The sequence below is a fragment of the Prochlorococcus marinus subsp. marinus str. CCMP1375 genome, from assembly GCF_000007925.1.
GTDB classification, from domain to species: Bacteria; Cyanobacteriota; Cyanobacteriia; order PCC-6307; family Cyanobiaceae; genus Prochlorococcus_E; species Prochlorococcus_E marinus.
The window spans coordinates 1,641,436-1,666,594 of record NC_005042.1 but is presented as its reverse complement, the minus strand read 5'-3'; the positions used below and the strand labels follow the sequence as shown (position 1 = coordinate 1,666,594).

General features: G+C 36.6%; 22 protein-coding genes and 1 tRNA gene. 14 read left to right on the top strand and 9 right to left on the bottom strand.

What is annotated here, in order from left to right; all coding sequences use genetic code 11:
* The first annotated feature begins 31 nt into the window (after positions 1 to 31).
* The gene (locus tag PRO_RS08915; RefSeq protein ID WP_011125959.1) at positions 32 to 814 is read left to right on the top strand and encodes a DUF561 domain-containing protein; all 783 of its coding nucleotides are present in this window, start codon (positions 32 to 34) and stop codon (positions 812 to 814) included.
* Positions 815 to 904: 90 nt separating this feature from the next.
* Positions 905 to 2,938 (top strand): excinuclease ABC subunit UvrB, encoded by a 2,034-nt coding sequence (gene uvrB / locus PRO_RS08910; protein WP_011125958.1) that lies wholly within the window; start codon positions 905 to 907, stop codon positions 2,936 to 2,938.
* A 32-nt stretch (positions 2,939 to 2,970) separates the two neighbouring features.
* Here the strand turns inward: uvrB and PRO_RS08905 are convergent, their stop codons facing one another.
* Together PRO_RS08905 and holA are read right to left on the bottom strand one after the other, a co-directional pair.
* Positions 2,971 to 4,728, bottom strand: coding sequence for an aspartate kinase (locus PRO_RS08905; RefSeq protein ID WP_011125957.1), 1,758 nt, complete (start codon positions 4,726 to 4,728; stop codon positions 2,971 to 2,973).
* 36 nt (positions 4,729 to 4,764) lie between these two features.
* A complete protein-coding gene (holA, locus tag PRO_RS08900) occupies positions 4,765 to 5,781 on the bottom strand; it encodes a DNA polymerase III subunit delta (RefSeq protein ID WP_011125956.1) in 1,017 nt (338 codons plus the stop codon).
* 63 nt (positions 5,782 to 5,844) lie between these two features.
* On the opposite strand from holA, the gene PRO_RS08895 reads away from it, so the two are divergent.
* Entirely contained in the window at positions 5,845 to 6,507 is a 663-nt protein-coding gene (locus tag PRO_RS08895; RefSeq protein ID WP_011125955.1) for a precorrin-8X methylmutase, read from the top strand.
* Between the two features lie 4 nt (positions 6,508 to 6,511).
* Here PRO_RS08895 and mutS read toward each other — a convergent pair whose 3' ends face one another.
* Positions 6,512 to 9,256, bottom strand: a complete 2,745-nt coding sequence (gene mutS / locus PRO_RS08890; protein WP_011125954.1) for a DNA mismatch repair protein MutS — start codon at positions 9,254 to 9,256, stop codon at positions 6,512 to 6,514.
* A gap of 160 nt (positions 9,257 to 9,416) precedes the next feature.
* Between mutS and psbZ the strand changes: the two genes are divergently transcribed.
* From psbZ to PRO_RS08875, 3 genes are all read left to right on the top strand, one after another.
* Positions 9,417 to 9,614, top strand: coding sequence for a photosystem II reaction center protein PsbZ (psbZ, locus tag PRO_RS08885; protein WP_011125953.1), 198 nt, complete (start codon positions 9,417 to 9,419; stop codon positions 9,612 to 9,614).
* Between the two features lie 57 nt (positions 9,615 to 9,671).
* Positions 9,672 to 10,148, top strand: coding sequence for a 6,7-dimethyl-8-ribityllumazine synthase (ribH, locus tag PRO_RS08880; protein WP_011125952.1), 477 nt, complete (start codon positions 9,672 to 9,674; stop codon positions 10,146 to 10,148).
* An 87-nt stretch (positions 10,149 to 10,235) separates the two neighbouring features.
* Positions 10,236 to 10,307, top strand: a tRNA-Gly gene (locus PRO_RS08875).
* Positions 10,308 to 10,334: 27 nt separating this feature from the next.
* On the opposite strand, the gene PRO_RS08870 is transcribed toward PRO_RS08875, so the two are convergent.
* Complete coding sequence (locus PRO_RS08870) at positions 10,335 to 10,796, bottom strand: GNAT family N-acetyltransferase (RefSeq protein ID WP_011125951.1); 462 nt, start codon at positions 10,794 to 10,796, stop codon at positions 10,335 to 10,337.
* A gap of 138 nt (positions 10,797 to 10,934) precedes the next feature.
* On the opposite strand from PRO_RS08870, the gene secA reads away from it, so the two are divergent.
* Complete coding sequence (secA, locus tag PRO_RS08865; protein ID WP_011125950.1) at positions 10,935 to 13,775, top strand: preprotein translocase subunit SecA; 2,841 nt, start codon at positions 10,935 to 10,937, stop codon at positions 13,773 to 13,775.
* Between the two features lie 7 nt (positions 13,776 to 13,782).
* Here the strand turns inward: secA and cysE are convergent, their stop codons facing one another.
* The 4 genes from cysE to miaA all read right to left on the bottom strand — a co-directional run bounded on the left by cysE (position 13,783) and on the right by miaA (position 17,259).
* Complete coding sequence (gene cysE, locus PRO_RS08860) at positions 13,783 to 14,529, bottom strand: serine O-acetyltransferase (RefSeq protein ID WP_011125949.1); 747 nt, start codon at positions 14,527 to 14,529, stop codon at positions 13,783 to 13,785.
* Between the two features lie 19 nt (positions 14,530 to 14,548).
* On the bottom strand, positions 14,549 to 15,535 hold the full coding sequence (locus PRO_RS08855; RefSeq protein WP_011125948.1) for a GntR family transcriptional regulator: 987 nt from the start codon (positions 15,533 to 15,535) through the stop codon (positions 14,549 to 14,551).
* A 156-nt stretch (positions 15,536 to 15,691) separates the two neighbouring features.
* Positions 15,692 to 16,297 carry a translation initiation factor IF-3 gene (infC, locus tag PRO_RS08850; RefSeq protein ID WP_011125947.1) on the bottom strand — a complete coding sequence of 202 codons (606 nt, stop codon included), beginning with the start codon at positions 16,295 to 16,297 and terminating at the stop codon, positions 15,692 to 15,694.
* Between the two features lie 62 nt (positions 16,298 to 16,359).
* Positions 16,360 to 17,259: a tRNA (adenosine(37)-N6)-dimethylallyltransferase MiaA gene (gene miaA / locus PRO_RS08845; RefSeq protein WP_011125946.1), complete on the bottom strand. Its 900-nt coding sequence runs from the start codon at positions 17,257 to 17,259 to the stop codon at positions 16,360 to 16,362.
* Between the two features lie 170 nt (positions 17,260 to 17,429).
* On the opposite strand from miaA, the gene gyrB reads away from it, so the two are divergent.
* The 6 genes from gyrB to PRO_RS08815 all read left to right on the top strand — a co-directional run bounded on the left by gyrB (position 17,430) and on the right by PRO_RS08815 (position 23,054).
* On the top strand, positions 17,430 to 19,406 hold the full coding sequence (gyrB, locus tag PRO_RS08840; RefSeq protein WP_011125945.1) for a DNA topoisomerase (ATP-hydrolyzing) subunit B: 1,977 nt from the start codon (positions 17,430 to 17,432) through the stop codon (positions 19,404 to 19,406).
* Positions 19,407 to 19,415: 9 nt separating this feature from the next.
* Positions 19,416 to 19,745 carry a hypothetical protein gene (locus PRO_RS08835; RefSeq protein WP_011125944.1) on the top strand — a complete coding sequence of 110 codons (330 nt, stop codon included), beginning with the start codon at positions 19,416 to 19,418 and terminating at the stop codon, positions 19,743 to 19,745.
* Positions 19,699 to 20,130, top strand: a complete 432-nt coding sequence (locus PRO_RS08830) for a fluoride efflux transporter FluC (RefSeq protein ID WP_164923253.1) — start codon at positions 19,699 to 19,701, stop codon at positions 20,128 to 20,130. The genes PRO_RS08835 and PRO_RS08830 overlap by 47 nt, the downstream gene beginning before the upstream one ends.
* Positions 20,123 to 20,497, top strand: coding sequence for a fluoride efflux transporter FluC (locus tag PRO_RS08825; protein WP_011125942.1), 375 nt, complete (start codon positions 20,123 to 20,125; stop codon positions 20,495 to 20,497). Before PRO_RS08830 ends, PRO_RS08825 begins: the two co-directional genes overlap by 8 nt.
* A 32-nt stretch (positions 20,498 to 20,529) precedes the next feature.
* Positions 20,530 to 21,945 (top strand): magnesium transporter, encoded by a 1,416-nt coding sequence (gene mgtE / locus PRO_RS08820; RefSeq protein WP_011125941.1) that lies wholly within the window; start codon positions 20,530 to 20,532, stop codon positions 21,943 to 21,945.
* 122 nt (positions 21,946 to 22,067) lie between these two features.
* Positions 22,068 to 23,054: an RpoD/SigA family RNA polymerase sigma factor gene (locus PRO_RS08815; protein ID WP_011125940.1), complete on the top strand. Its 987-nt coding sequence runs from the start codon at positions 22,068 to 22,070 to the stop codon at positions 23,052 to 23,054.
* Here PRO_RS08815 and PRO_RS08810 read toward each other — a convergent pair.
* Positions 23,039 to 23,950, bottom strand: a complete 912-nt coding sequence (locus PRO_RS08810; protein ID WP_011125939.1) for an alpha/beta fold hydrolase — start codon at positions 23,948 to 23,950, stop codon at positions 23,039 to 23,041. The genes PRO_RS08815 and PRO_RS08810 overlap by 16 nt on opposite strands.
* A 30-nt stretch (positions 23,951 to 23,980) precedes the next feature.
* Between PRO_RS08810 and mutT the strand changes: the two genes are divergently transcribed.
* Complete coding sequence (gene mutT, locus PRO_RS08805; RefSeq protein WP_225866391.1) at positions 23,981 to 25,132, top strand: 8-oxo-dGTP diphosphatase MutT; 1,152 nt, start codon at positions 23,981 to 23,983, stop codon at positions 25,130 to 25,132.
* Positions 25,133 to 25,159 lie beyond the last annotated feature (27 nt).

Genomic DNA, 25,159 nt, shown 5'->3' with positions numbered 1-25,159 from the left:
TATCACCATTAGGTTATTCGTTCTTCATTTAATGTCGCGTCTTCAAAATCTTCCATATCAGCTTCAAAAGAGTTTGTTTAATCGCTCAGTGCTGAAAGTAATTACTGGGTTAAATAATTTTGATCAAAAGTTAGTAACAAAAGTGGCGCGATCCGCCTCAGTTGGAGGTGCAGATTTATTAGATGTCGCATGCGCTCCTAATTTAGTCAAGGCTGCGATTGAAAGCTCTGCTCTTCCTATTTGTGTAAGTTCTGTTGAACCTGAAAGTTTTCCTGCTGCTATAAATGCTGGAGCATCAATGATAGAAATAGGTAACTTTGACACTTTTTATCCAAAAGGCAGATTTTTTGATGCTGATGAAGTGCTTTCTTTAGCAATTGAAAGTAGAAAACTTCTTCCGAATGTTGTTTTGTCTGTAACTGTCCCTCATATTTTGCCTTTAGATAAGCAAGGTAAATTGGCTTTGGACTTAATTGAAGTTGGGGCTGATTTAATTCAGACTGAAGGAGGAACTAGTTCCCACCCTATAAAGTCTGGTGTTCTAGGTCTTATTGAGAAAGCCGCACCAACACTTGCTGCAGCGCATAGTATTACCAAGAGTTTTGAAGAAGTAGCTTGTAAAGCCCCAGTTTTATGTGCTTCTGGCTTGTCAGATGTAACTGTTCCTATGGCTCTTGCTTCTGGGGCCTCTGGAGTTGGGATTGGTTCAGCTATTAATGGTCTTGATAATGAGTTGGAAATGATTGCTATGGTTAGGACTCTGCGTCACGCAATTGAATCTTCTAAGTGCTTACTTTCGGATTCTATTTTATAAATATAATATTAGGCTCCTTCATGAGGATTCAGTTGAAATCCTTGTGCATTGAATCATGCAAAACAGTAACTACTTTGCTTGATATTTGATATGTCTAAATATTATTTAAAGGCACCTTATCAACCAAAGGGTGATCAACCAAAAGCAATAACTAAGCTTGTTGATGGTGTTAATTCTGGTAGAGAATATCAGACTCTCTTAGGAGCAACAGGAACCGGTAAGACATTTACTATTGCAAATGTGATTGCTAAAACAGGTCGTCCTGCACTTGTTTTAGCGCACAACAAAACACTTGCAGCACAACTTTGTAATGAGTTACGAGAGTTTTTCCCTAACAATGCAGTGGAGTATTTTATTTCTTATTATGATTATTATCAACCAGAAGCTTATGTCCCTGTCAGTGATACATATATTGCCAAGACATCATCGATTAATGAAGAAATAGATATGCTTCGGCACTCTGCAACACGTTCTTTATTTGAACGAGATGATGTAATAGTAGTTGCCTCAATTAGTTGTATTTATGGACTTGGTATTCCTAGTGAATATTTAAAAGCTTCTGTTAAATTTAAGGTTGGTAATGAGATAAATCTACGCAAATCCTTAAGAGAATTAGTTGCCAATCAATACTTTAGAAATGATTTTGATATTGGACGAGGTAAATTCAGAGTTAAAGGAGATGTTTTAGAGATTGGACCAGCCTACGATGATAGATTAGTACGTATAGAATTATTTGGGGATGAGATAGAAGCAATAAGATATGTTGATCCAATTACTGGAGAGATTTTAGACAGTTTGAATTGCATAAGTATTTACCCTGCAAAACATTTTGTTACACCTAAGGAAAGGCTAGTAACAGCAATTGATGATATTCAAAAGGAATTAAAAGAACAATTAGATTTTTTTAATAAAGAAGGAAAACTTCTTGAAGCACAAAGACTTGAACAGAGAACAAAATATGACTTAGAGATGTTACGTGAAGTTGGCTATTGCAATGGAGTTGAGAATTATGCTCGTCATTTGTCAGGCAGAGAGGCAGGCTCACCTCCTGAATGCTTGATAGATTATTTTCCTAAAGATTGGTTATTAGTAATTGATGAAAGCCACGTTACTTGTTCTCAATTGTTGGCTATGTATAACGGTGATCAATCAAGAAAGAAAGTTTTAATTGAGCATGGCTTTCGATTGCCAAGTGCGGCTGATAATAGACCATTGAAATCGCAAGAATTTTGGAATAAAGCCAATCAAACAGTTTTTATTAGCGCAACTCCTGGTAATTGGGAGCTGGAAATTAGCAGTGGTGCAATTATTGAACAAGTAATTAGACCTACAGGTGTATTAGATCCACTGGTTGAGGTTCGTCCAACGAAAGGACAAGTTGAAGATTTATTAGATGAAATACGAGAAAGATCTCGTAAAAAACAAAGAGTTTTAATTACTACATTAACAAAGAGAATGGCAGAGGACTTGACAGATTATCTATCAGAAAATGATGTGCGGGTTCGTTATCTTCATTCTGAAATTCACTCCATAGAAAGGATTGAAATAATTCAAGATTTACGAATGGGGGAATATGATGTCTTGGTAGGTGTAAATCTACTTCGGGAAGGACTAGATCTGCCAGAAGTGTCTTTGGTAGTAATTCTTGATGCAGATAAGGAAGGCTTTCTTAGAGCAGAAAGATCTCTTATTCAAACTATAGGCAGGGCTGCAAGACATATAGAAGGTAAGGCATTGCTTTATGCAGATAATTTCACAGATTCGATGAAAAAAGCAATTGAGGAAACTGAGCGTCGAAGGGCTATTCAGGAATCATACAACCAGCAAAATAATATCGTCCCTATGCCCGCAGGTAAGAAAGCAAATAATTCAATACTTTCTTTTTTAGAACTATCAAGAAGAGTTCAAAAGGATGGAATTGATAATGATCTAGTTGAAATTGCTGGAAATGTAGTAGATGAATTTAAATTCAATAATAATTCCGAATTAGCTATTGAAAACTTACCTCAATTAATAGATGAATTAGAGACAAAGATGAAAAAATCAGCTAAAGATTTAGATTTTGAAAATGCTGCTAAATTAAGAGATAAAATTCACCAACTAAGAAAAAAATTAATTAGGTAATTGATAAATATAATTTTTACTAATAGTCTTGTTTACGCATTTAATTTAAAGAATGTATGAACTGCTTCAAGTGCATGATTTCCATCTTTTTCAGCAATGATGCAAGTAGTCCTAATTTCACTAGTCGCAATCATTTTGATATTAATTTTTTTATTTGCTAATGCTCTAAACATTCTGCCTGCTGTTCCTATGCTAGCAGGCATTCCTGCTCCTACAGCACTAATACGGGCGATTGCCGCGCCATCTTTCATATATGCATTAGGCCACTTTCTCAAAAGAGGTGTCAAAGCAGAATCTGCATTTTCTCTATCACTTTTGTTCAGGGTAAAACTGATAATTTTGCCGTTAGCATCACCTTTTCTTTCCGATTGAACAATCGTGTCCAGAATGATACCAGAGTCAGCAAAAGATCTACATAATGTTCCAGCTGAACCTGGTACATCGGGAACATTGACAACACTAACTTGTACTTGATTTGGATCTAAAGCAACACCTCGAACTTCTGGTTCATTAATACAATCAATCGTTGGATTGATTTGAATTTGATTATTTTTGAGATCAAAGGCTTTACTAGTAACTTTTAATCCTTTAGTACCAAATTCGGAATTTATTACACAACTTACTTTTACTTCACTAGTTGCTATTAGTCTTAAATTGATTCCTGACTTTGATAATGTTTCAAAAAATTTTGCTGCAATGCCTGGTCTTCCCATTATTCCTGCTCCTCGAATACTCAATTTAGACATTTGCTTTTGAGTAGTTAATTCTCCACCTAGCTTTTTAATTAGTTTTTCACAGAGTAATTTTGCTGTCGGTAAATTTTGTTCGGAAACTGTGAAAGTGATGTCATTGCTATTGCCTTCATGAGTTGATTGGATGATTAAATCAACATTGACGCCTCCTTTTGATAGTGTTTCAAATAAGTCTGCTGCAATACCTGGCTGATCAGGAACATGTGAAAGGCCTATTACGGCTTGGTGTTCAATAAGTTCAATACCATTTACAGGCCTGCTTAGTTCTAGGCCTCCTCTCACTATGGATTGCTTGGCTTGGCTTGTAAGAGTTGTTCCAGGTTCATTCTTCCAGCTTGATCTAACAATTAAGTTCACACCATAAGTTCTTGCTATTTCAACTGCTCTTGGGTGTAAAACTGCAGCTCCTAGACTGGCTAATTCAAGCATTTCATCACAACTAACCGTTTTCATGAGCTTCGCGTCATGCACTAAACGAGGATCTGTAGTTAAGACTCCTGGAACATCTGTATAAATTTCACACGCATCAGCTTCTAGAGCTGATGCAAGTGCTACTGCAGATGTATCCGAACCACCTCTGCCTAGAGTAGTAATCTCAGCAGTTTTCCCACTACTAAGGCTGGTTCCTTGAAACCCTGCGACCACAACTATCTGACCAGCATTTAAAAGTTCCTTAATCCTCTCGGTTTTGATTTCAAGAATGCGCGCTCGGCCATGAGCTGATTCGGTAATTATTCCAACCTGTGCTCCTGTCATTGATGTTGCAGGTATGCCAATTTTGTTCAGAGCTATTGAGAGCAGCGCTATGGTTACTTGCTCTCCTGTCGAGAGCAACATATCCATTTCTCTTGATGGTGGATTGCCGCTTATTGATAAGGCTAATTTTGTAAGCTCATCTGTGCTATTACCCATAGCTGAGACAACAATTACAAGCTGATTCCCTTCTTCTTTGCATAATGCAATTCTTTTAGCAACAGCTTGAATGCGCTCCACATTGCCTACAGAGGTGCCACCAAATTTTTGCACCAGAAGAGTCATTTATATCTCAGAGTAGAGTTTGATTATTTAAGTGGTTTAGACGATTAAATCAGATTTTGTGACTAGGCCATCTCGAAAAGCATGCTTAGGTAAAGCTCCTTTTTTTAATAATGCTTCTATTTCCAATATTCTGCTAAGAAGTTCAATAAAAAACATAGGAGATTTCCCTTGAATTTGTTTGCGGATTACATAAATTCGTTTTGGATTGGCAATTCCTGCTTGTTTAGCAATAGAAGAAACTTCTTTGTTTTCTCCTTGATCAAGAAGAGAGACCCAAAGCCAACCTCTAATTTGCGAGGTCATTGTTGCGAGTATCCTAAGAGCTGGTTCTCCTTCATTTAAAAGGTAATCTATTTTTTCAATAGCTTTCCCAAAATTGCTTTTTAAAAGGAATTCACAAATTTGTAATGAGTTACTAGAAATACTGTGAATTAGATCATTAACTGATTCTTGACTGATAATAATTTTCTCCCCTTCTTTTTGATTAGTTTTTGCTTCTTCCAATAAAACCAGTTTTTCAAGTTCAATTGCAATCCTTTGACTGTCGCTACCAAGCGCTTCTACAAGAGTCAAAATTGCATCTTCCGTGAGCTCTATATTCATTTCTTCAGCAGTTCTTTCAACCAATTTTTTTTGGCCTAATCCGTCCCAGGCTGGAGGCAATATAAATCGTTGTTCAAACGCTTTTTTGGATTTAATTAAATTATTGAGCAATTTTGTCGTTTTTAATCGACCATCAGGCTTATTTTGATTGACAAGTATGAGATGGGTCTGTTCTGGAATTAAATTAATTATGCTTTCGAAGTGATTAGATAATTCATTAGAGCATCCATTGCAAAATGGACTTTTCTTAACAATAACGATTCGGTGACCATTCCCAAATGGAGGTGTCCGGACTTCTTCAAGACATTTATGTGCTTCTGAAGCATTTTGACCGTCTAAACGGCTCAAATTGATGCTTATCCAATTAGGATCAATGGCTTTTTTAATAAATTTTTCGATTGATCTATCAATCGCACCAAAATCATCACCCCATATCAAATGTATTGGCATGGCAAGTAGATTTGTGGTTGTTTATAAATCATGCCTTAAATCACTCTTTTGGATATAGGAAAAGTGACGACAATTGATCATCCGATTTTTGATGAAAGTGTTCGATTTATTCGTTCTAGACTTCATTGTCCAGAACTGGACAAACTAGAAGTTCAAGTTCTTGAGAGATTAATTCACACAACTGGAGACTTTGGTATTCAAGATTATTTGACCTTTTCACCAAATGCATGTCAGTTGGGAGTTGCGGCTCTTCAAGCAGGAGCGCCAATATTAACTGACACTTTTATGGCTGCTGCTGCTGTCAATCCAATGGCATCTCGCACAATGCAGTCCTCTGTGCATTGTATTTTGGATTGGGCTCCGAAAAAAGGTCATTCTGGCCTTACTCGCACAGCTCTTGGGATAGAAAGTGCCTGGACTGATCTTTCCAAGAATTTTAATAATGAAAGTTCACCAATCATTTTGTTTGGAAGTGCACCTAAGGCATTGGAAGTCTTATTAGGATTAATTGCTAATGGAGCATTATCTCCTAGCTTAATTATTGGCATGCCAGTTGGTTTTATTAGTGTGCTTGAGAGCAAAATGCTTTTATCACAGATGGATTTACCTCAAATAAGAATTGATGGAAATAGAGGAGGAGCAGCTATGGCAGCAGCAACAGTAAATGCTTTGTTAAGAGCTTCTTGGAATATAAAACAGACCAATAAAAAATTATCAGCTGAATAAGAATTCAACCTTTATTTTTTTCTTCTAATCTTTTAAGCACTCCTCTTGCTCTATTAATTACACTTTTAGGAACGCCAGCTAAACGAGCAGCTTCAATTCCATAACTTCTATTTGAACCTCCTGGAATTACTTGATGAAGGAAATGTATATCTTCTCCAGTTTCGTGTACAAGAACTTGGAAATTAGCAACATTTCCCATTTTTTTTGCAAGCTCATTTAGCTCGTGATAATGCGTTGCAAAGATAGTACGACTTTTAATATTTTCTGCAAGAAATTCACTGACTGACCATGCTATTGAAAGACCATCAAATGTAGAGGTTCCTCTCCCAATTTCATCTAATAAAACTATAGAATCTTGTGTAGCTTGATTTAAGATAAAAGCAGTCTCTGCCATCTCTACCATAAACGTTGATTGACCAGCTGCTAAATCATCTACTGCTCCAACTCTAGTAAAAACTCTATCTGCAATACTGATAGAAGCTTTATCTGCTGGAATCCAACTTCCAATTTGAGATAATATTTGAATCAGACCTATTTGTCTTAAATAACAACTTTTTCCACTAGCATTAGGACCTGTAAGTATTATTAAATCGACCCCATCACCTAACTCAATGTCATTTGCTTGAAATTTTTCCTCAACTAACATTTGCTCTACTACAGGGTGCCTGCATCCTTTTATATTAATACTTCTAGAATTAGATAAGCTTTTTTTATCAATAATATTTGGTGCACAATAGTTGTTTGTTGATGCTAACTCTGCAAGGCCTAAAAGAACATCAAGACCTGCAATTGCTTTTGCTGTTTCCCTTATTATTGGAGCATAACCACCAACCAATTCCCTCAAGGCACAAAATAAATCATATTCACGGTTTGCTGCTTTTACCTTTAATTGAAAGATTTTACTTTCTCTTTCTTTTAATGCAGGAGTAACAAACCTTTCTTCATTAGCTAAAGTTTGTCTTCTAATCCAATGATCTGGAACAGTATTAGCCTTGGATTTACTTACCGCTAAAAAATATCCAAAAGTCCTATGGTGTTGAAGCTTAAGGTTATTATTACCACTTATGTTCCTTTCTTTTTTTTCCTGATTAGATAGCCATTCATTTTGATCATCCAACTGGTTTCTGAGACCATCTAATATCTTATCAACACTATCATTTATTAGATTACCTTCAGTAATACTTAATGGGGGGTTGTCTATTAATTTATCCTTAATTTCTTCTGCTAGCTTTGTAAGCTCTGGATTTATATTTTCAAGTTTAGAGAACCATTTAGGAGGGTTGATTGAGAGGTTTTGAAGATTCGCTGCCAATTTCGGTAATTTTTCTAAGCAATCAGCAATTGCCACTAGTTCTCTTGCTCCAGCTTGACCTGCACTAGCTCTACCTGAAAGGCGCTCGATGTCTCCCATCGTTCTTAGTAAATTGCGCAATGCTTTTCTTAGTGGTCTTTTCTCTACTAGGAGTGTGATTAATCTTTGTCTTTGCAGAATTAATTCTGAATTAATTAGAGGGTTTTCAATCCACCGTCGTAAGCACCTTCCTCCCATAGCGGTAAGAGTTCGATCGATTGCACATAAAAGTGAGCCTTGGAAATGTCCATCTTTCTGAGTTTTTGTTAGTTCTAAATTTCTTCGAGTTTGCGCATCAATTATTAATGAATCTCCTCTTAAATTATTTTTAGGAAAGTCAAGTACAACTTTTGAACATTTATTCTTTACTCCTATATTGTGAATTGGGTTGGTTTCCTTAAGGTAATATAATAGTCCCCCAGCAGCTCTAAGAGCTAATTCTGTTTCATTTAATCCAAGCCCATTAATAGTTTTTAGATTATAATGCTTTTTTAAAATTGCCTTAGCCTCTTGCAGACTAAAAGACGTCTTAGATTGTTGAGTAATTTTTATACGATTGGATTGCCATTTTTTTGAGATGTCAACATCTAGTTGCTCGCAGATAATCTCTGAAGCTTCAATATTTAATAAATCTTGCTCTAGAGTATCAATTCCATTTCCTTCTTTAACAGTAAACTCCCCTGTACTTATATCTGCACTGGCCAACCCCCATTTCAATTGATTGGTCTGAGAATTTGATTCAATTAAGATAGCTGCTAACCAATTATTTTTCTTTGCTTGAAGCATTCCTTCTTCAAGAACTGTTCCAGGAGTAAGGATTCTTGTAATACCTCTCTTGAGAAGTTTCCCTTCTTTATTTTGAATACTTTCTAGTTGGTCACATATTGCTACTGATAAACCTTTTTGTATAAGGGTTGAGCAGTATCTTTCTGCTGCATGGTGTGGAATACCTGCCATAGGCACTCTTCCAATTTTTTTTCCACCTTCTTTTCCAGTCAGTGTTAGTTCCAATAATTCAGATAAACCGATTGCATCTTCAAAAAAGCACTCAAAAAAATCTCCCAACCTATAGAGCAATATTCTTTCAGGGTGTTTTTGTTTGAGTTCTACGTAATGACGTAGGACAGGGGTTAATTCATTGATTTCAACTAAACTGTGATGAGACCATGCAGGGCGTTCATCATTAGAGAAATCTTCCGTTTGTTCCCCAACACTATTTTGTAGAAGAACTGATTTCTTTCTTTTTCGAGGTCTTAATTCAGCATTTTTAGAAAGCTCTTCGTCATTTAGATTTGAATCCTTAACACTGTTTGTGTTTTGTAACGAGTTCGCATCTAACAAATTTTCTTCAGATTCAACGAACAAGTTTCCTTGTAAAGGAGTGTTTTCGGCAGTCATAGGTGCATTTCTGCCATGCTGTTAATTGGCATCGTAAAGCCGTTTTGCCTTTTTGGATGTGAAGCCTCGCGACAACCATTGTCATCTTTGTAAAAAATGTCCTTTCTCATGTGACAATTAGCTGATTGAAGAGAGCTTTTGCTCCATCGCTACATTCCCCATGCAGGTACTTAGTTCGGTTGCTATTAACGCCCTTCTGTTTGCTTCATTGTTATTAGTTGTTGGTGTTCCAGTGCTTTATATGACTCAATCTGATCCTTCAGATCGTCGCAATGGAGAGATTAAGAAAATTGAAATCTTAGGTGGAGTCTGGTTTCACCTAGTATTAATCAATGGATTGCTTGACTTTTTAGTTTGAACTTAAACACCTCTCATGCGATGGTGGATATAAATAGTCAATTTTTGCTAGCTAGCAATGGTTTCAATTGAAGGTCGCTTTACAGAAGCTTCTAGTTTGAAAATAGGTATCGTTGCTGCTCGTTTCAACGATTTAATTACCAGCAAGCTTTTAAGTGGTTGTATTGATTGCTTAACTAGACATGGTATTGATACATCTGAATCTAGCTCTCAGTTAGATATTGCTTGGGTACCTGGATCTTTTGAACTGCCATTGGTGTCTCAAACAATGGCGAAGAGTGGACGTTATCAAGTTTTAATTACTCTTGGAGCTGTGATTAGAGGAGATACTCCTCATTTCGAGGTTGTTATAAATGAATCAAGTAAGGGAATCGCTTCAGTTTCTAGGGAAACAGGAGTTCCTATTATTTTTGGCGTTTTAACTACTGACACTATGCAACAAGCTCTTGAAAGAGCAGGTGTAAAAAATAATTTAGGTTGGAATTATGCATTACAGGCTATAGAAATGGGTTCTTTAATGAAAGCTTTGAAGTAATCAGCGCGTATCAATTAGAAGAATTGATTGACCGTGACCCCTTTTTTGAGGCATGCTGCTTTTGTAAAGTTAAAAACTTTCATTAATGCGGATGTAGCTCAGTGGTAGAGCATCTCCTTGCCAAGGAGAGGGTCGAGAGTTCGAATCTCTTCATCCGCTTTTTAAAACCGTTTGATTAATTTTGCTTTAAGACCAATTTGATTTGATCAACAAACTTTGATGATGACAGTTTTCAAATCCAAATTGCTTGTAGAACTCAGAACTATTTGTTGTCATTAAATAAATTCGTTCTACTCCTTTAATGCAAGGCCTAGATAGAAGAGCTTCAACTACTTTTTTTCCTAATCCTAGGCCTTGTAAATCATCAGCAACCACAATGTCCCATAAAACGGCTCGGTAGATTCCATCGCTAGTTGCTCTTCCAAATCCAATTATACGATTTCCTCGCCATACAGTAATTACAACATTGCTTCCTTTGAGCAATTTTTTGAGATTTTCCTCGCTTCTGCCACTTGCCCAAAACGCATGCTCATCAAGTAACAATTTTAGCTTGGATAATCCTTTTGAAGGCCAAAGATTAGGTCCAAGACCAAATACTCTCAGTCCAGGAGCTCCTTTTGCATGTTTGATAAGTTTTAATCGTTGCATATTGAACACTTTATGAATCAGGCTATGCAATTAGATTTTTAAAGAAATCTGCATATTTCTTTTATAGCGCTTAATCGATTTCTGACGTCAAGGTGTTTTGGTAGTTAGTCTTAATGTGTCTTTGTCTTTGCTGTAATTATGCTCAAGCTTTTGCTGGGAGATCCAAATGCCCGCAAGCTGAAGCGCTATCAGCCAATTTTGACTGATATCAATCTTTTTGAAGATGAAATAGCTTCTCTGAATGATGATGAACTGAGAGGGAAAACATCTGATTTCCGTACTCGATTAGATAAATCTTCAGATTCTTCTATTCAAGAGTGCCTGGATGATCTGCTCCCTGAAGCCTTTGCAGTTGTAAGAGAAGCTAGTAAGCGGGTTTTAGGGATGCGTCATTTTGATGTTCAACTCATTGGAGGAATGGTTTTACATGAGGGCCAAATTGCTGAAATGAAAACCGGTGAGGGTAAAACTCTCGTTGCAACTTTGCCAAGCTTTTTAAATGCCCTCACTGGACGAGGTGTTCATATAGTTACTGTTAATGATTATTTGGCTCGCAGGGATGCCGAATGGATGGGGCAAGTCCATAGATTTTTAGGCTTATCTGTTGGCTTGATTCAACAAGACATGACTCCTATAGAAAGACGCAAGAATTATGAATGTGATATTACTTATGCAACTAATTCAGAGCTTGGCTTTGATTATTTAAGAGATAATATGGCTAATGATATAAATGAAATTGTCCAAAGAGATTTTCAATTTTGCATAATTGATGAAGTTGATTCGATATTGATTGATGAGGCTAGAACACCTTTAATTATATCTGGACAAATTGAGAGACCTCAAGAGAAATATCAAAAAGCAGCTGAAGTTGTTTCTACTTTGCAAAGAGCTGCTGAGATGGGAAAAGATGGAATTGATCCTGAAGGAGATTATGAAGTAGATGAAAAGCAAAGAACATGTACTCTTACTGATGAAGGTTTTGCTAAATCTGAGGAGTTATTAAAGGTAAAAGATTTATTTGATCCTAAAGATCCATGGGCCCATTATATAACTAATGCTTTAAAAGCCAAAGAACTTTTTGTTAAAGATGTGAATTACATAGTTAGGAATGAAGATGCAGTAATTGTTGATGAATTTACAGGTAGAGTGATGCCTGGTCGAAGGTGGAGTGATGGCCAACATCAGGCAATAGAAGCAAAAGAAGAATTGCCTATTCAACCTGAGACGCAAACTCTTGCTTCAATTACATATCAGAATTTCTTTCTTTTATATCCACGTCTTGCGGGCATGACAGGTACTGCTAAAACTGAAGAAGTGGAATTTGAAAAAACATATAAGCTTGAAACAACAGTTATACCAACTAATCGACCACGTTCCCGAGCGGATTGGGTCGATCAAGTTTTTAAAACTGAATCTGCTAAATGGAGGGCTGTTGCAAATGAAACTGTAGAAATTCATAAAAAAGGTAGACCTGTTTTAGTAGGAACTACAAGTGTTGAAAAGAGCGAGGTCTTAAGTGCATTACTAGGAGAGCAGGATGTGCCTCATAATCTATTAAATGCGAAACCTGAAAATGTAGAAAGAGAAGCCGAAATTATTGCTCAGGCAGGTAGAGCAGGAGCTGTAACCATAGCGACCAATATGGCAGGGCGAGGAACAGATATCATTCTTGGGGGGAATAGTGATTATATGGCTAGGCTAAAAGTTAGAGAAGTTCTTTTTCCTAAATTAGTCAAGCCAGAAGATAGCCATAAACCGCCTGTTCCTTTGCAACGTCGTAAGGACTCATCAGTTGGCTTTGGAAAAGAAGAAAACAACTCAAAAGATAAAAAAGTAAACCATTCTAATGATGTTCGTGCTCAAGAAAATCTCTACCCTTGTGTTTTGACAGATTCAACTGAGCAGGTTCTTCTTGATTTAGAGCATCAATTAATTAAAGAATGGGGAGATCGTGTTTTAAGCCCTATAGAACTAGAAGATCGAATTTCAACTGCGGCAGAAAAGGCTCCTACACAAGATCCATTAGTTCAATCTCTCAGGGAAGCTATTTCCTTAGTAAAATCAGAATACGATGTTGTTGTTAAGCAGGAAGAAGTTCATGTTCGCGAAGCTGGAGGCTTGCATGTCATTGGTACTGAGCGGCATGAATCACGCAGAGTAGATAATCAATTAAGAGGAAGAGCTGGTCGCCAAGGAGACTTAGGAAGTACCCGATTCTTTTTGTCTTTAGGAGATAATTTGCTTCGTATTTTTGGAGGTGATCGAGTTGCTGCATTAATGAATGCTTTCAGAGTCGATGAGGATATGCCTATTGAGTCAGGAATGCTGACCAGGTCATTAGAAAGCGCTCAGAAGAAAGTAGAAACTTATTATTTTGATATTAGAAAACAAGTCTTTGAATATGATGAAGTAATGAATAATCAAAGACGCGCTGTCTATTCTGAGAGACATAGAGTATTAGAAGGAGATGAATTAAAAAAACAAGTTATTGGATATGGAGAAAGAACTATGCAGGAAATTGTTTATGCATATGTAAACCCTGAGTTGCCATCAGAAGAATGGGATTTAAAACAATTAGTTGGAAAAGTTAAGGAATTTGTTTATTTATTAGATGATTTAAAACCAAAAGATATTGAGGCATTAAATATTGATGAGCTTCAGGCATTTCTCCAAGAGCAATTAAGAAATGCTTACGATTTAAAGGAGTCTCAAATAGAAGAAAGCAGACCTGGACTTATGCGTGAGGCTGAAAGATTCTTTATTCTTCAACAAATTGATACTCTATGGCGTGAGCATTTGCAGTCTATGGATGCACTAAGGGAATCAGTTGGTTTACGAGGTTATGGCCAAAAAGATCCTTTGATTGAGTATAAAAATGAAGGATATGACATGTTTCTTGAAATGATGACAAATATGAGAAGGAATGTGATTTACTCTATGTTCATGTTTCAGCCAGCTCCACCATCAGATAAGGAATAAATTTTACTTAATCTTCTTTTAATGTATCACCAAGGAATTCAATAATTTCTCTATCCTTTAAATTTTGAGCTTCTCCTGAAATGATTTTATTTGGCATATTTCCCTTACTAATTGTTTGGAGATTATTGGTTAGAAGTTGCACTTGACTTTCTAAATAATCAATTCTTTTCATCAAATTGCGAATTACAGTTGCTTCAGCATCTGGTAGAGCTGAGTGAGCCAAAGGGTTAATCCGAACCCCACTTTGATGAATAATTCGCCCTGGTATGCCTACAACTGTGCTATCAGCTTCTACATCTCTAACAACAACTGAGCCAGCACCAATTCTTGTGTTTGCTCCTACTGCAATAGCTCCTAAAACTTTTGCTCCCGCTCCAACTACTACATTTTCTGACAAGGTTGGGTGTCTTTTCCCATGGCTTTTACCTGTTCCTCCAAGAGTAACTCCTTGATATAGCAAACATCTATTACCTATTTCTGCTGTTTCACCAATAACGACTCCCATCCCATGATCAATAAAAACGCCTTTTCCTATTTTGGCACCTGGATGTATCTCTATTCCAGTTAATGATCTAGTTATTTGGCTAAGTACCCTAGGAAATAGAGGTAGTCCAATGTTCCATAGTTTGTGACTAATCCTATGAAGAATTAGAGCTTGAAAACCAGGGTAACAAAGCAGAATTTCGATAAAACCCCGTGCGGCCGGATCTCTTTCGCGAATGATTTCTAGATCTGAGTGGAAAGACTTAAGCATTTTTTCCAAGCAATGAGGTTTATTTAAGAAGACCGATTTCTTTTTGAAGTCTCTCAAGTGTAGATTCGCTGAGATATCTTTCAGCGCAATGAACTTGCGGCATTCGAATTAGTTGGGATCTATTTTGTCGCAGCGTATGTTCAACTAAAGGAAGGCTAGGACTATCGCATAAAACATAATTTGCTGCTCTTAGTAATGCTAATAAACGGCTTCCTACATCAGGATTGGCAGTCATTAGTAAAAGCTCGTTTCCTCTCATGCTGTGCAAAATCACTTCCGCAGCTCGAAGTATTCCAGGGCTAATACTCACAATTCCTACACAGCTGCCTGAGCGTAATTCTTTGAGCATGGCTAGCTCCTTGCCAAAATCACTCAGATCTACCGCAATTGCTCGCACACCATGCCTTTTGGCAACTTCTTCTAATGGTTGTAAGAAATATCTACTAGTGACTACAGTTCCTATATTTGAACTTTCTAAAACAGTTTCTAATTCTTCCATTGGTACTACTTCAATAGGTACGTCAAGGCTTGGTTCTAGTTCTTCAGCTATTAACATTGAGGCACCTAAATCTTCTCTTGGAGTACTTACTAATACTCGTGCGCCGCATCGAAGTCTCCAGTCAATTTCTTGAATAAATAATTCTCGTGTTTGTTGAAGAGTGCAACCTGCATTAAGTAATCCATCAACGCTTTTGCGAACTTCTTGATCTAAATCAGTAATTTCTTTTTTTCTAAAGGTATTAGAGTTTTTTGCTTCTCGTTTCTTTTGTTGATCTCGAACATAAATACCAGACCCTGCTATTGCCTCAACCACACCATCTGTTTCTAATTGTCGATATACCTTGCTTATGGTATTTCTGTGCAACCCTGTTTGCATAGCAAGTTGCCTAGTGCTTGGAAGTCTATGTCCTGGTGGATAGTGTCTAGCTGCTATTGCAAAACATATTTGGTTATAAAGTTGAGTGGAAGCAGGGATTTCACTCTCTTGTTGGATATGGAATTTCACGCCTTTATGCCAAGTTTCAATGTGGCCACAATAACGAATTAATGCCTAAGTGACAATTATGTGTTTGTCCTAAGCTTATGTGACGGACTGCTGAATCTATGAATACGAAAAAAATGTTAATGAAAGATTATTTTTGAACGAATATAACCTTGAAAATCATATTGTTCTCTTTGCTTTTGAAGCCTCTTCTAATTCTTGTTCTTTCTTAATAAGAGGAGTTTTCCTAGGAGTTAAGAACATAATCATATTTCGCCCTTCTCTTTTGGGAGCTTGTTGAACTTCCGCTGGTTCTTCAAGATCTTTTGCCATTCGAGCAAGAAGCGATTCTGCAAGATTTGTATGTTGTATTTCTCGTCCTCTAAAAATTACTGTGCACTTTACTTTATCTCCAGCTTTTAGAAATCGAGTTGCTTGTCCAATACGAACTTGATAATCGTGCTCATCGATTTTGTAGCGCATTTTTACTTCTTTAACTTCCGTTTGATGAGATTTCTTCTTAGCTTCTTTGGCTTTTTTTTCTTGTTCAAATTTGAACTTTCCATAGTTCATGATCCTGCAAACAGGAGGATCAGCCTTTTCACTAACTAACACAAGATCAAGTTCTCTGTCTTGAGCCACATCTAATGCTTCTTCACGGCTAATTATTCCAAGTTGTGTTCCATCTGCATCAACTACCCTGAGTTTTGGATATTTGATACGTTCATTAATGTTGGGAAGCTCTCTGACAGGAGCGCGTCGATCAAACCGGGGACGTGGGGGCATTCAGTGTGATTAGGGTATAAAGCAAAAAAAGCGGATAAGTCCAATCTTTAATCTACTTCAATTCACCCTATAACGTTTTGGATCAAAGAGAGAGCTTCTTCAAGAGAGTTTTTTTCATTTAGCCATTTTGGATTATGTTGTCTTCTAAACCAAGTCCTTTGCTTCTTAGCAAATTGATTCGTTCGTTGGGTTGTGATTTCGATTGCTTCTGTAATTGAATATTCGCCTTTTATTACTGTGCAAGCTTCTTTGTATCCAATTGTCTGTAGCAAAGGAAGATCTTCTCCATATTGATGAATTAAAGCTTTAGTTTCATCAATAAGACCTTTTTGGAACAATATTTTTGTTCTTTTAGCAATTCTTTGTTGAAGATTTCTTGGATCTAACCCTAGCTCTAATAAATTCCAGTCAGGAGGCTTTAAAGTTTTTAATGAGCTTATTGTCTGTCCAGTGGAATAGAAAACTTCTAATGCTCTTATTGTTCTAATAGAATCTCTAGGGGAAATTTTTTCCCAAGCAATGGGATCACATTTTTTCAGTATTTGATGACACTCTTTTTGTCCAAGTCTTCTAAACTCTTTCCGGAGTTTTTCTTGTGCTGGAACAGATGGTGGGCATAAACCACTTGTTAGAGATTTTAAATAGAGGCCACTTCCGCCGACCAAAAAGCCACACTTTTCTTTGCTAAAAATATTCTTTAGGCTCAACTCTGCTTCTTTTTTGAATTCATGCAATGTGATGGGGTTATTAGGATCTTTAAGATCTAGTAGATAATGCTTTATTTCTTCTTGCTGCTCTATCGTTGGTTTAGCAGTACCAATATTCATTCCTTTATATAATTGACGTGAATCAATATTGTGAATACTTACTTTTATCTTTTTGGCTATTTGTATAGCTAGATCAGTTTTCCCGCTTGCTGTTGGTCCAAGCAAAACTATTACCAATGGTTTTGGGTTTTGCATGAGCAAAAAAGATGAAGAGGTTAGTGAGTTGTTGTTTTCAAATGTTTTTTGTTTTGTTAGCCATTTCTTTCAAGCCTTTCTGGGAAAGCAGTGGTAAATTGAACTTGCCAGGTGAGGTTTCTGGTAAATAAATTGTTTCACAACAACCTTCCTGGGTATTTATTAGTCGAATGAGAGAAGACTCCACTGTTCAAAAAGTTCAAGCTGCTTATGGAGCTGAACAGATTCAAGTACTTGAGGGATTGGAGCCGGTCAGGAAAAGGCCAGGTATGTATATAGGATCTACAGGTCCAAGAGGTTTGCACCACCTTGTTTATGAAGTTGTAGATAATGCTGTTGATGAGGCTTTGGCAGGTCATTGCAATGAAATAGTTGTGGTTCTTTGTAGTGATGGTTCAGCATCTATTAGTGATAATGGTCGTGGTATTCCTACTGATGTTCATCCAAAGACGGGTAAAAGTGCATTAGAGACAGTTTTGACTGTTTTGCATGCAGGAGGAAAATTTGGAAGTGGCGGGTACAAAGTTTCTGGTGGGTTGCATGGTGTTGGTGTTTCGGTAGTAAATGCGCTTAGTGAATGGGTTGAAGTAACTGTTAGGAGGCAAGGCCATATTCATAATCAAAGATTTGAAAGAGGTGCCCCTATAGGAAATCTTCGCTCTACAAAACAACCAGTATCTGAAAAGAAATTGACAGGAACCAAAGTAAATTTTAAGCCTGATACAGACATATTTACTACTGGAATTGTTTTTGATTACTCAATCTTGTCGTCAAGATTGAGAGAATTGGCCTATTTAAATGGCGGAGTCAAGATAGTTTTTCGCGATGAACGTCAATCTGTTTCTGATAAAGAAGAAAAAGCTTATGAAGAAGTTTACTTTTATGAGGGAGGTATCAAAGAATATGTTGCTTATATGAATTCTGAAAAAGATGCATTACATCCAGAGATCATATATGTCAATTCTGAGAAAGAAGGTGTTCAAGTTGAAGCTGCTCTTCAATGGTGCATAGATGCATATTCTGATAGTATTCTTGGCTTTGCAAATAATATTCGTACAGTTGATGGAGGAACTCATATTGAAGGGTTGAAAACTGTATTAACTCGTACACTTAATTCATTTGCTCGTAAGAGAGGTAAGCGTAAAGATGGTGATTCAAATCTTGCAGGTGAAAATATTAGAGAAGGACTGACAGTTGTTCTTTCAGTTAAAGTCCCAGAACCTGAATTTGAAGGTCAGACTAAGACTAAATTAGGAAATACTGAAGTTAGAGGAATTGTTGACAGCCTTGTAGGGGAATCCTTAGCACAATATTTAGAATTTAATCCTTCAGTTATTGATTTAATTTTAGAGAAAGCTATTCAAGCTTTTAATGCAGCTGAGGCTGCAAGACGTGCACGTGAACTTGTACGTAGAAAAAGTGTTCTTGAAAGTACTACTTTGCCTGGTAAATTGGCTGATTGTAGCTCACGAGATCCATCAGAGTCAGAGATATATATAGTAGAGGGTGATTCGGCTGGAGGTTCTGCTAAACAAGGAAGAGATAGAAGATTTCAAGCTATTCTTCCTTTAAGAGGAAAGATATTAAATATTGAAAAAACTGATGATGCAAAGATATACAAAAATACTGAGATACAGGCTTTAATTACTGGGCTTGGATTAGGTATTAAAGGCGAGGATTTTTCACTCAAGAATTTAAGATATCATAGAGTTGTCATCATGACTGATGCAGATGTTGATGGAGCACATATTCGTACACTATTATTAACTTTCTTTTATCGTTATCAAAAAGAATTAGTAGAAGGTGGCTATGTTTATATTGCGTGTCCTCCTCTTTATAAAGTTGAAAGAGGAAAGAATCATACTTATTGTTATAACGAAGGAGATTTACAGAAAACTATCACTAGTTTTGGGGAGAAAGCTAATTACACTATTCAGCGGTTTAAGGGTTTAGGGGAAATGATGCCAAAACAATTGTGGGAAACAACTATGGATCCTTCAACGAGAATGATGAAAAGAGTAGAAATTGAAGATGCCTTAGAAGCAGACAGAATTTTTACTATTCTCATGGGCGATAAAGTGGCTCCTAGAAGAGAATTCATAGAAACCCACAGTGTTGAGCTTGACATGGCTTCTTTAGATATTTAAAGGTTAGATATGCGATTTTTTTTTCGTTGGGGGTGTTTGCTAATACTTGCTTTAGTTGCACCTATTGCTCTACCTGCAGGAGGTGCTAATCGAAATAAGAATGAATGTGTTTATAGTCAATCTAAAGGATTTTATTTTGCTGGAGATTCCTGTTTCTTATTATCTAGCCCTTCTTTAAAAGCTTCTTCTTTACGTAATCTTGAAGTAGGCACCCCTCTGAAAATTTTGAGAATTTGGGAAAATGAAGAAGGAGAAAGTTGGGCTCAAGTGAAATTGTTGAATTATAACTTGGATGATATTTCTACTCAGGAAGTTGCTAGGGGTTGGATTAGTGTTTGATGGGCTTAGTACTTATAAGTCTTTTTTTCTAGTTGCATTTGGTGCTGTACCTGGCGCAATTTGCAGAATGAAAATATCCGATAATTTATTTAGAAATAAGCATAATCTTTGGGGCATTTTATTAGTAAATTCAAGTGCATGTCTCCTACTTGGTTTTTTTTTGGCGAAGCAGAATTATATACATTATATAAATAATGATCAGCCATTATATTTATTATTATGTGTAGGCTTTTTAGGAAGTTTTAGCACTTTTTCGTCATTAATTCTTGAGATTTACTATTTATTTGTTGATCAGCAATGGATGGAACTTTTTCTTTTTACTTTTACTTCAATAGGTCTTGGCATAATATTTATTTCTTTAGGATCTCATTTATTTAATGCATAGCAAATTAAATATTCAATCTAAACAACTTTATAAGATATTTCTTCTTATTGTTGGTTCAATATTAGGTGCTATTTTACGTTGGAAACTAAATAATTATTTTTGGGTAAATATCTCTGGTGCGGCATTACTTGGATTGATTGTTGGCTTGAGAGCTGGTTCGCGCATACAATTTTTTCTTGTGATCGGTTTTTGTGGTTCGTTTACAACTTTTAGTGGATGGATACTTGATGTCTTTGACTTGTTTAGAACTGGTTTCTTCTGGAAGGCAGCTGGCTTAATTTGTTCTAATTTGCTTGGAGGGTTTACTGCTTTAAGCGTGACTTTTTGGATTGGTAGAAAAATTCGACATTTATTTATACCTCAATAGTCATAAAATATTTAAGCCTGTTTGGTGCGCCAATGAATCAAGGTGGGATAGGTGCACCTATTGATGGTGAAGCCTCTGTGACTGGAGCTCAAATTGCAGAGGTGGTGACTCAACAGTTGGAAGCAATGCTTTCTGCAGGAAATTATGATGGAGTCAAGACTTTACTGAAGCCAGTTCAGCCTGTAGATATTGCAGAATCGATTGGTAATCTTCCTTTAATATTGCAGGCATTAGCATTTCGATTGCTAAGCAAAAATGAAGCTATAGAAGTTTATGAATACTTAGATCCTGCAGTACAACAAAGTCTTCTTGATCGTCTTCGCTCTGGTGAGGTACTTGAATTGGTCGAAAGGATGTCACCAGACGACAGAGTGAGATTATTTGATGAATTACCAGCAAAAGTTGTTCGTAGATTGCTAGCTGAATTAAGCCCTGATGAAAGACGTGTGACGGCGGAATTGTTGGGCTATGAAGCAGAAACTGCTGGACGTCTAATGACCACCGAGTTTATAGATTTAAAGGAATTTCACACAGCAGTTGAGGCTTTGAAAATTGTTAGACGTCGAGCGCCTTATACAGAAACTATTTATAGCCTTTACGTTACTGATCGAGAGAGACATTTAACTGGGATCTTGTCATTAAGAGATTTAGTGACTGCAGATCCTGAAAGCAGAATTGGAGATGTAATGACTCGAGAAGTAGTAAATGTACAAACTGATACTGATCAAGAAGAAGTTGCTAGAGCAATACAAAGATATGATTTTTTAGCATTACCAGTTGTGGACCGAGAAAAACGCTTGGTTGGCATTGTGACTGTTGATGATGTAATTGATGTAATAGAGCAAGAGGCTACGAGGGACATTTATGCGGCGGGTGCTGTACAAGCTGGAGATGAGGATGATTATTTTCAAAGCAATTTATTTGCAGTAGCTCGTCGAAGAGTTGTTTGGCTTGTTGTTTTGGTTCTTGCTAATGGATTGACTACCAAAGTAATTGCAACTAACGATGATGTATTGAAACAGGTTGTTTTGTTAGCAGCGTTTATACCTTTGTTAATTGGCACTGGAGGAAACGTTGGTGCTCAGAGTTCAACAGTTGTTATAAGAGGATTAAGTACTCAGCGAATCCAGACTCTTGGGTTGCTTAAAGCTGTCTTTAGGGAAACTATTGCTGGTGCTTTGCTGGGATTGTTAATGCTTTTAATTGTTGTTCCATTTGCTTGGTGGCAAGGTCAAGGTCCTTTAGTAGGCACTGCTGTTGGAATAAGTCTCATGTGTATAACTACTTTGGCGGCAACTGCTGGAGCTTCTTTGCCCTTGTTATTTCATCGAATGGGGCTAGACCCTGCACTAATGTCGGCTCCATTTATTACGACCGCAACTGATGTGGCAGGCGTATGGATTTATTTGAAAACTGCTTCATGGCTTCTTTCGAGCATGGCGAATTAAACTCTGGAGTAGGTATTTACACCTAAAAAAAACTTTTTTTCAAGTATTTTTTTGTGCTTTACAGTTCTTAATGATATTCTTTACAAAACTCAATAGAGTTTCATTCAGCCAGTTTTTAAGAAATGTCCTCTTACAATCCTTTGATTGTTCCTGCAAAAAAGAGTGCTACTGAAATTGATTTAGTTAGATCTTATCTAAGAGATATAGGTCGAGTTCCTCTTTTGACTAATGAGCAAGAAATAACTTTAGGACGTCAAGTTCAAGAGCTTATCTCTTTGGAAAAATTGGAAAGAGAACTTGAAAGCACTAATGGAAAGAAACCCTCAAAAGAAGACTTAGCAATAGATGCTGGAATTTCAGTTCGAGAGCTTAGTAAGAGATTGAAGCGTGGTGTTCGCGCAAAAGAGAGAATGGTCTCCGCCAACTTGAGATTAGTTGTAAGTGTTGCCAAAAAATATACAAAGAGAAATATGGAACTTTTGGATTTAATTCAAGAGGGAACAATTGGCTTGGTGCGTGGAGTGGAAAAGTTCGACCCTGCTCGAGGATACAAATTTTCTACCTATGCCTATTGGTGGATTAGACAAGGAATCACAAGAGCTATTGCTGAAAAAAGTAGGATTATACGTTTACCAATTCATATTACTGAGCTTTTAAATAAATTAAAGAAAGGTCAGAGAGAGTTAAGTCAGCATTTGGAACGAACACCAACTATGCAAGAACTTTCTGCTTATGTCGAAATCCCAGTTGAAGAGGTAAAAGATTTAATGTTTAGGGCAAGTCAACCAGTTAGTCTTGAATCCAAAGTTGGCGATGGTGAAGATACTTCCTTATTGGATTTGTTAGCTATTGATACTGATTTACCTGATCAGCAAATTGAGCTGGATTGTATGAAAGGTGATTTAGAAGTTCTTTTGCAAAAGTTGCCTGAGTTGCAAAACAGGGTTTTAAGGATGCGGTTTGGAATTAATGGTGAAGAACCTATGACACTCACTGGTATTGGGAGGATGCTTGGCATTAGTCGAGATCGAGTTAGAAATCTTTTACGAGATGGTCTGAAAGGCTTACGGCAGTATGGTCATCAAGTTGAAGCCTATGTAGCCTGTTGAATAATCTTGATTAAAACAGGATTGACTTCTTCAGGGTTCTCATCGTGAGGGCAATGCCCACATTCTTTGATTATTGTTATTGATTGAATACATTTAATAGAAGAGTACCAATTCTCTGCTTCGGCAATTGGTTCCCAAGGATCATCTTTTCCCCATATTAAATAAACAGGCAATGAAAGTTGTTCCATTAATTCAGGTGCTAAGTAATCATTAAATATATTTATAAAACCATGAAATGCTTCTGATGCTCCTGCCCTCTTAGTAGGTCTATAAAGCATATTAATTAACTCTTCATCGATATTTTTACCACTTGGGTAGGCTATTTGAAGAACTTTTTTAATAAATGATTGCCTTGCCGCATTTTTGAACAAGTTTCTACTTAGCCACCTTTGCCTAGTTATTAATTTAAGTATAGGTCTTATAGATCTTTCCCAAACTGGCTTATTTAATAGTTGTTTATCATCCATTAAACGTTGAGCACAATTAATTAAAATAACACCTTTACAATGATTACCTAAAATTTGAGCTGCTCTTAGAGCAATGACTCCACCAATGGAATTACCAATTAATAAAACAGGTTTCTTTATAATTGAACGTGAAAAATCTGCAATTTGTTCGCCCCAATTGTCGAAGTTATAACAAAAATTGTTGTTTGTTTTTTTTTCCCCCAATAGCTTTGAAGGTGGCTGACTACTTTCTCCAAACCCAATTAAATCAATTGAATAACATGGCGCAATTGTTCCTAGAATAGTTTGGTTTTTTCGCCAATGTTCTTTATTAGCTCCAAAACCATGAATTAACAAAATTGAAAAAGGCTCGTTGTTTTCAGTTCCTTCTTTTTTCCAAGCAACTTCCAATTTATTCCAGTTTGAAAAATGGGTTTTCGTGTTAGTCAAGATAATTATGCGTTAGAAGTTTTTGAGAGCATGAACCAGATAGAAGATATGCGATCTTCTCTTCTCAATTGGTTCAAATTGAATGGTAGACATTGGATTCCTTGGAAAGTCAAAAGTGATGGGAATGTGCCGAAAATCCAAGAAAAATTGCCTGTATATCCTATTTGGGTTGCTGAGGTAATGCTCCAACAAACCCAATTGAAGGTTGTTTTGCCTTATTGGGAAAAATGGATGAGAACCTTTCCTATTTTGCCAGATTTCGCGCATGCTTTAGATCATGAGGTGTTATTGCTTTGGCAGGGTCTTGGTTATTATTCTCGGGCACATAGGATGCATCAAGCATCAAAAAAATTGCTTGATATTATTGGGCATGCTGATTCCTTAGATCCAGATTCGTGGCCTAGTGATATAGATAGTTGGATAGCCTTACCTGGCATTGGTAGAAATACAGCTGCTAGTATCATTTCTTCAGCGTTTAATGTTCCCGCATCTTTATTGGATGGCAATGTAAAAAGAATCCTTGCCAGGTTGATTGGGAGTAAGAAAATATTGTCCAAAGATTCTGCAAGGCTTTGGAAATTAAGTGATTTGTTATTGGATAATCACGAACCTAGAAATTTTAATCAAGCGCTTATGGATCTTGGCTCAACAGTTTGTACAATCAAAAGCCCAAAATGTTGTTGCTGTCCTTGGAAAAAATATTGCTTGGCTTATCATCAAGGAAATCCAACAGAATTTCCAATTAAAGGTCCTAAAAAATTGTTACCCGATTTCGTTATTGGTATTGGATTAATTTTCAATGATTTAGGCGAAATTTTAATTGCTCAAAGGAAGAGCAATCAAAGCATGGGAGGTATGTGGGAATTTCCTGGAGGTAAACAAGAAGAGGGAGAATCAATTGAATATACAATTATTAGAGAGCTTCAAGAAGAGTTAGGTATTAAAGTTAGAGTGGGAAATATTTTGCTTGAATTTGATCATTCTTATACTCATAAGAAACTTCATTTTGTAGTTTATTTTTGTGAATTAATTTCTGGTGTCCCTAAGCCTTTAGCAAGTTTGCAATTGAAGTGGGTTAAATCGCATGAATTAGTAAATTATCCTTTTCCAGCTGCTAATAAAAAAATGATATCTGCTTTAAAAAAGTATCTACTTTTGTCTAAAGATAGTGAAGCTTTATAGAGGCTTCTATTATTTAAAGAATGAACG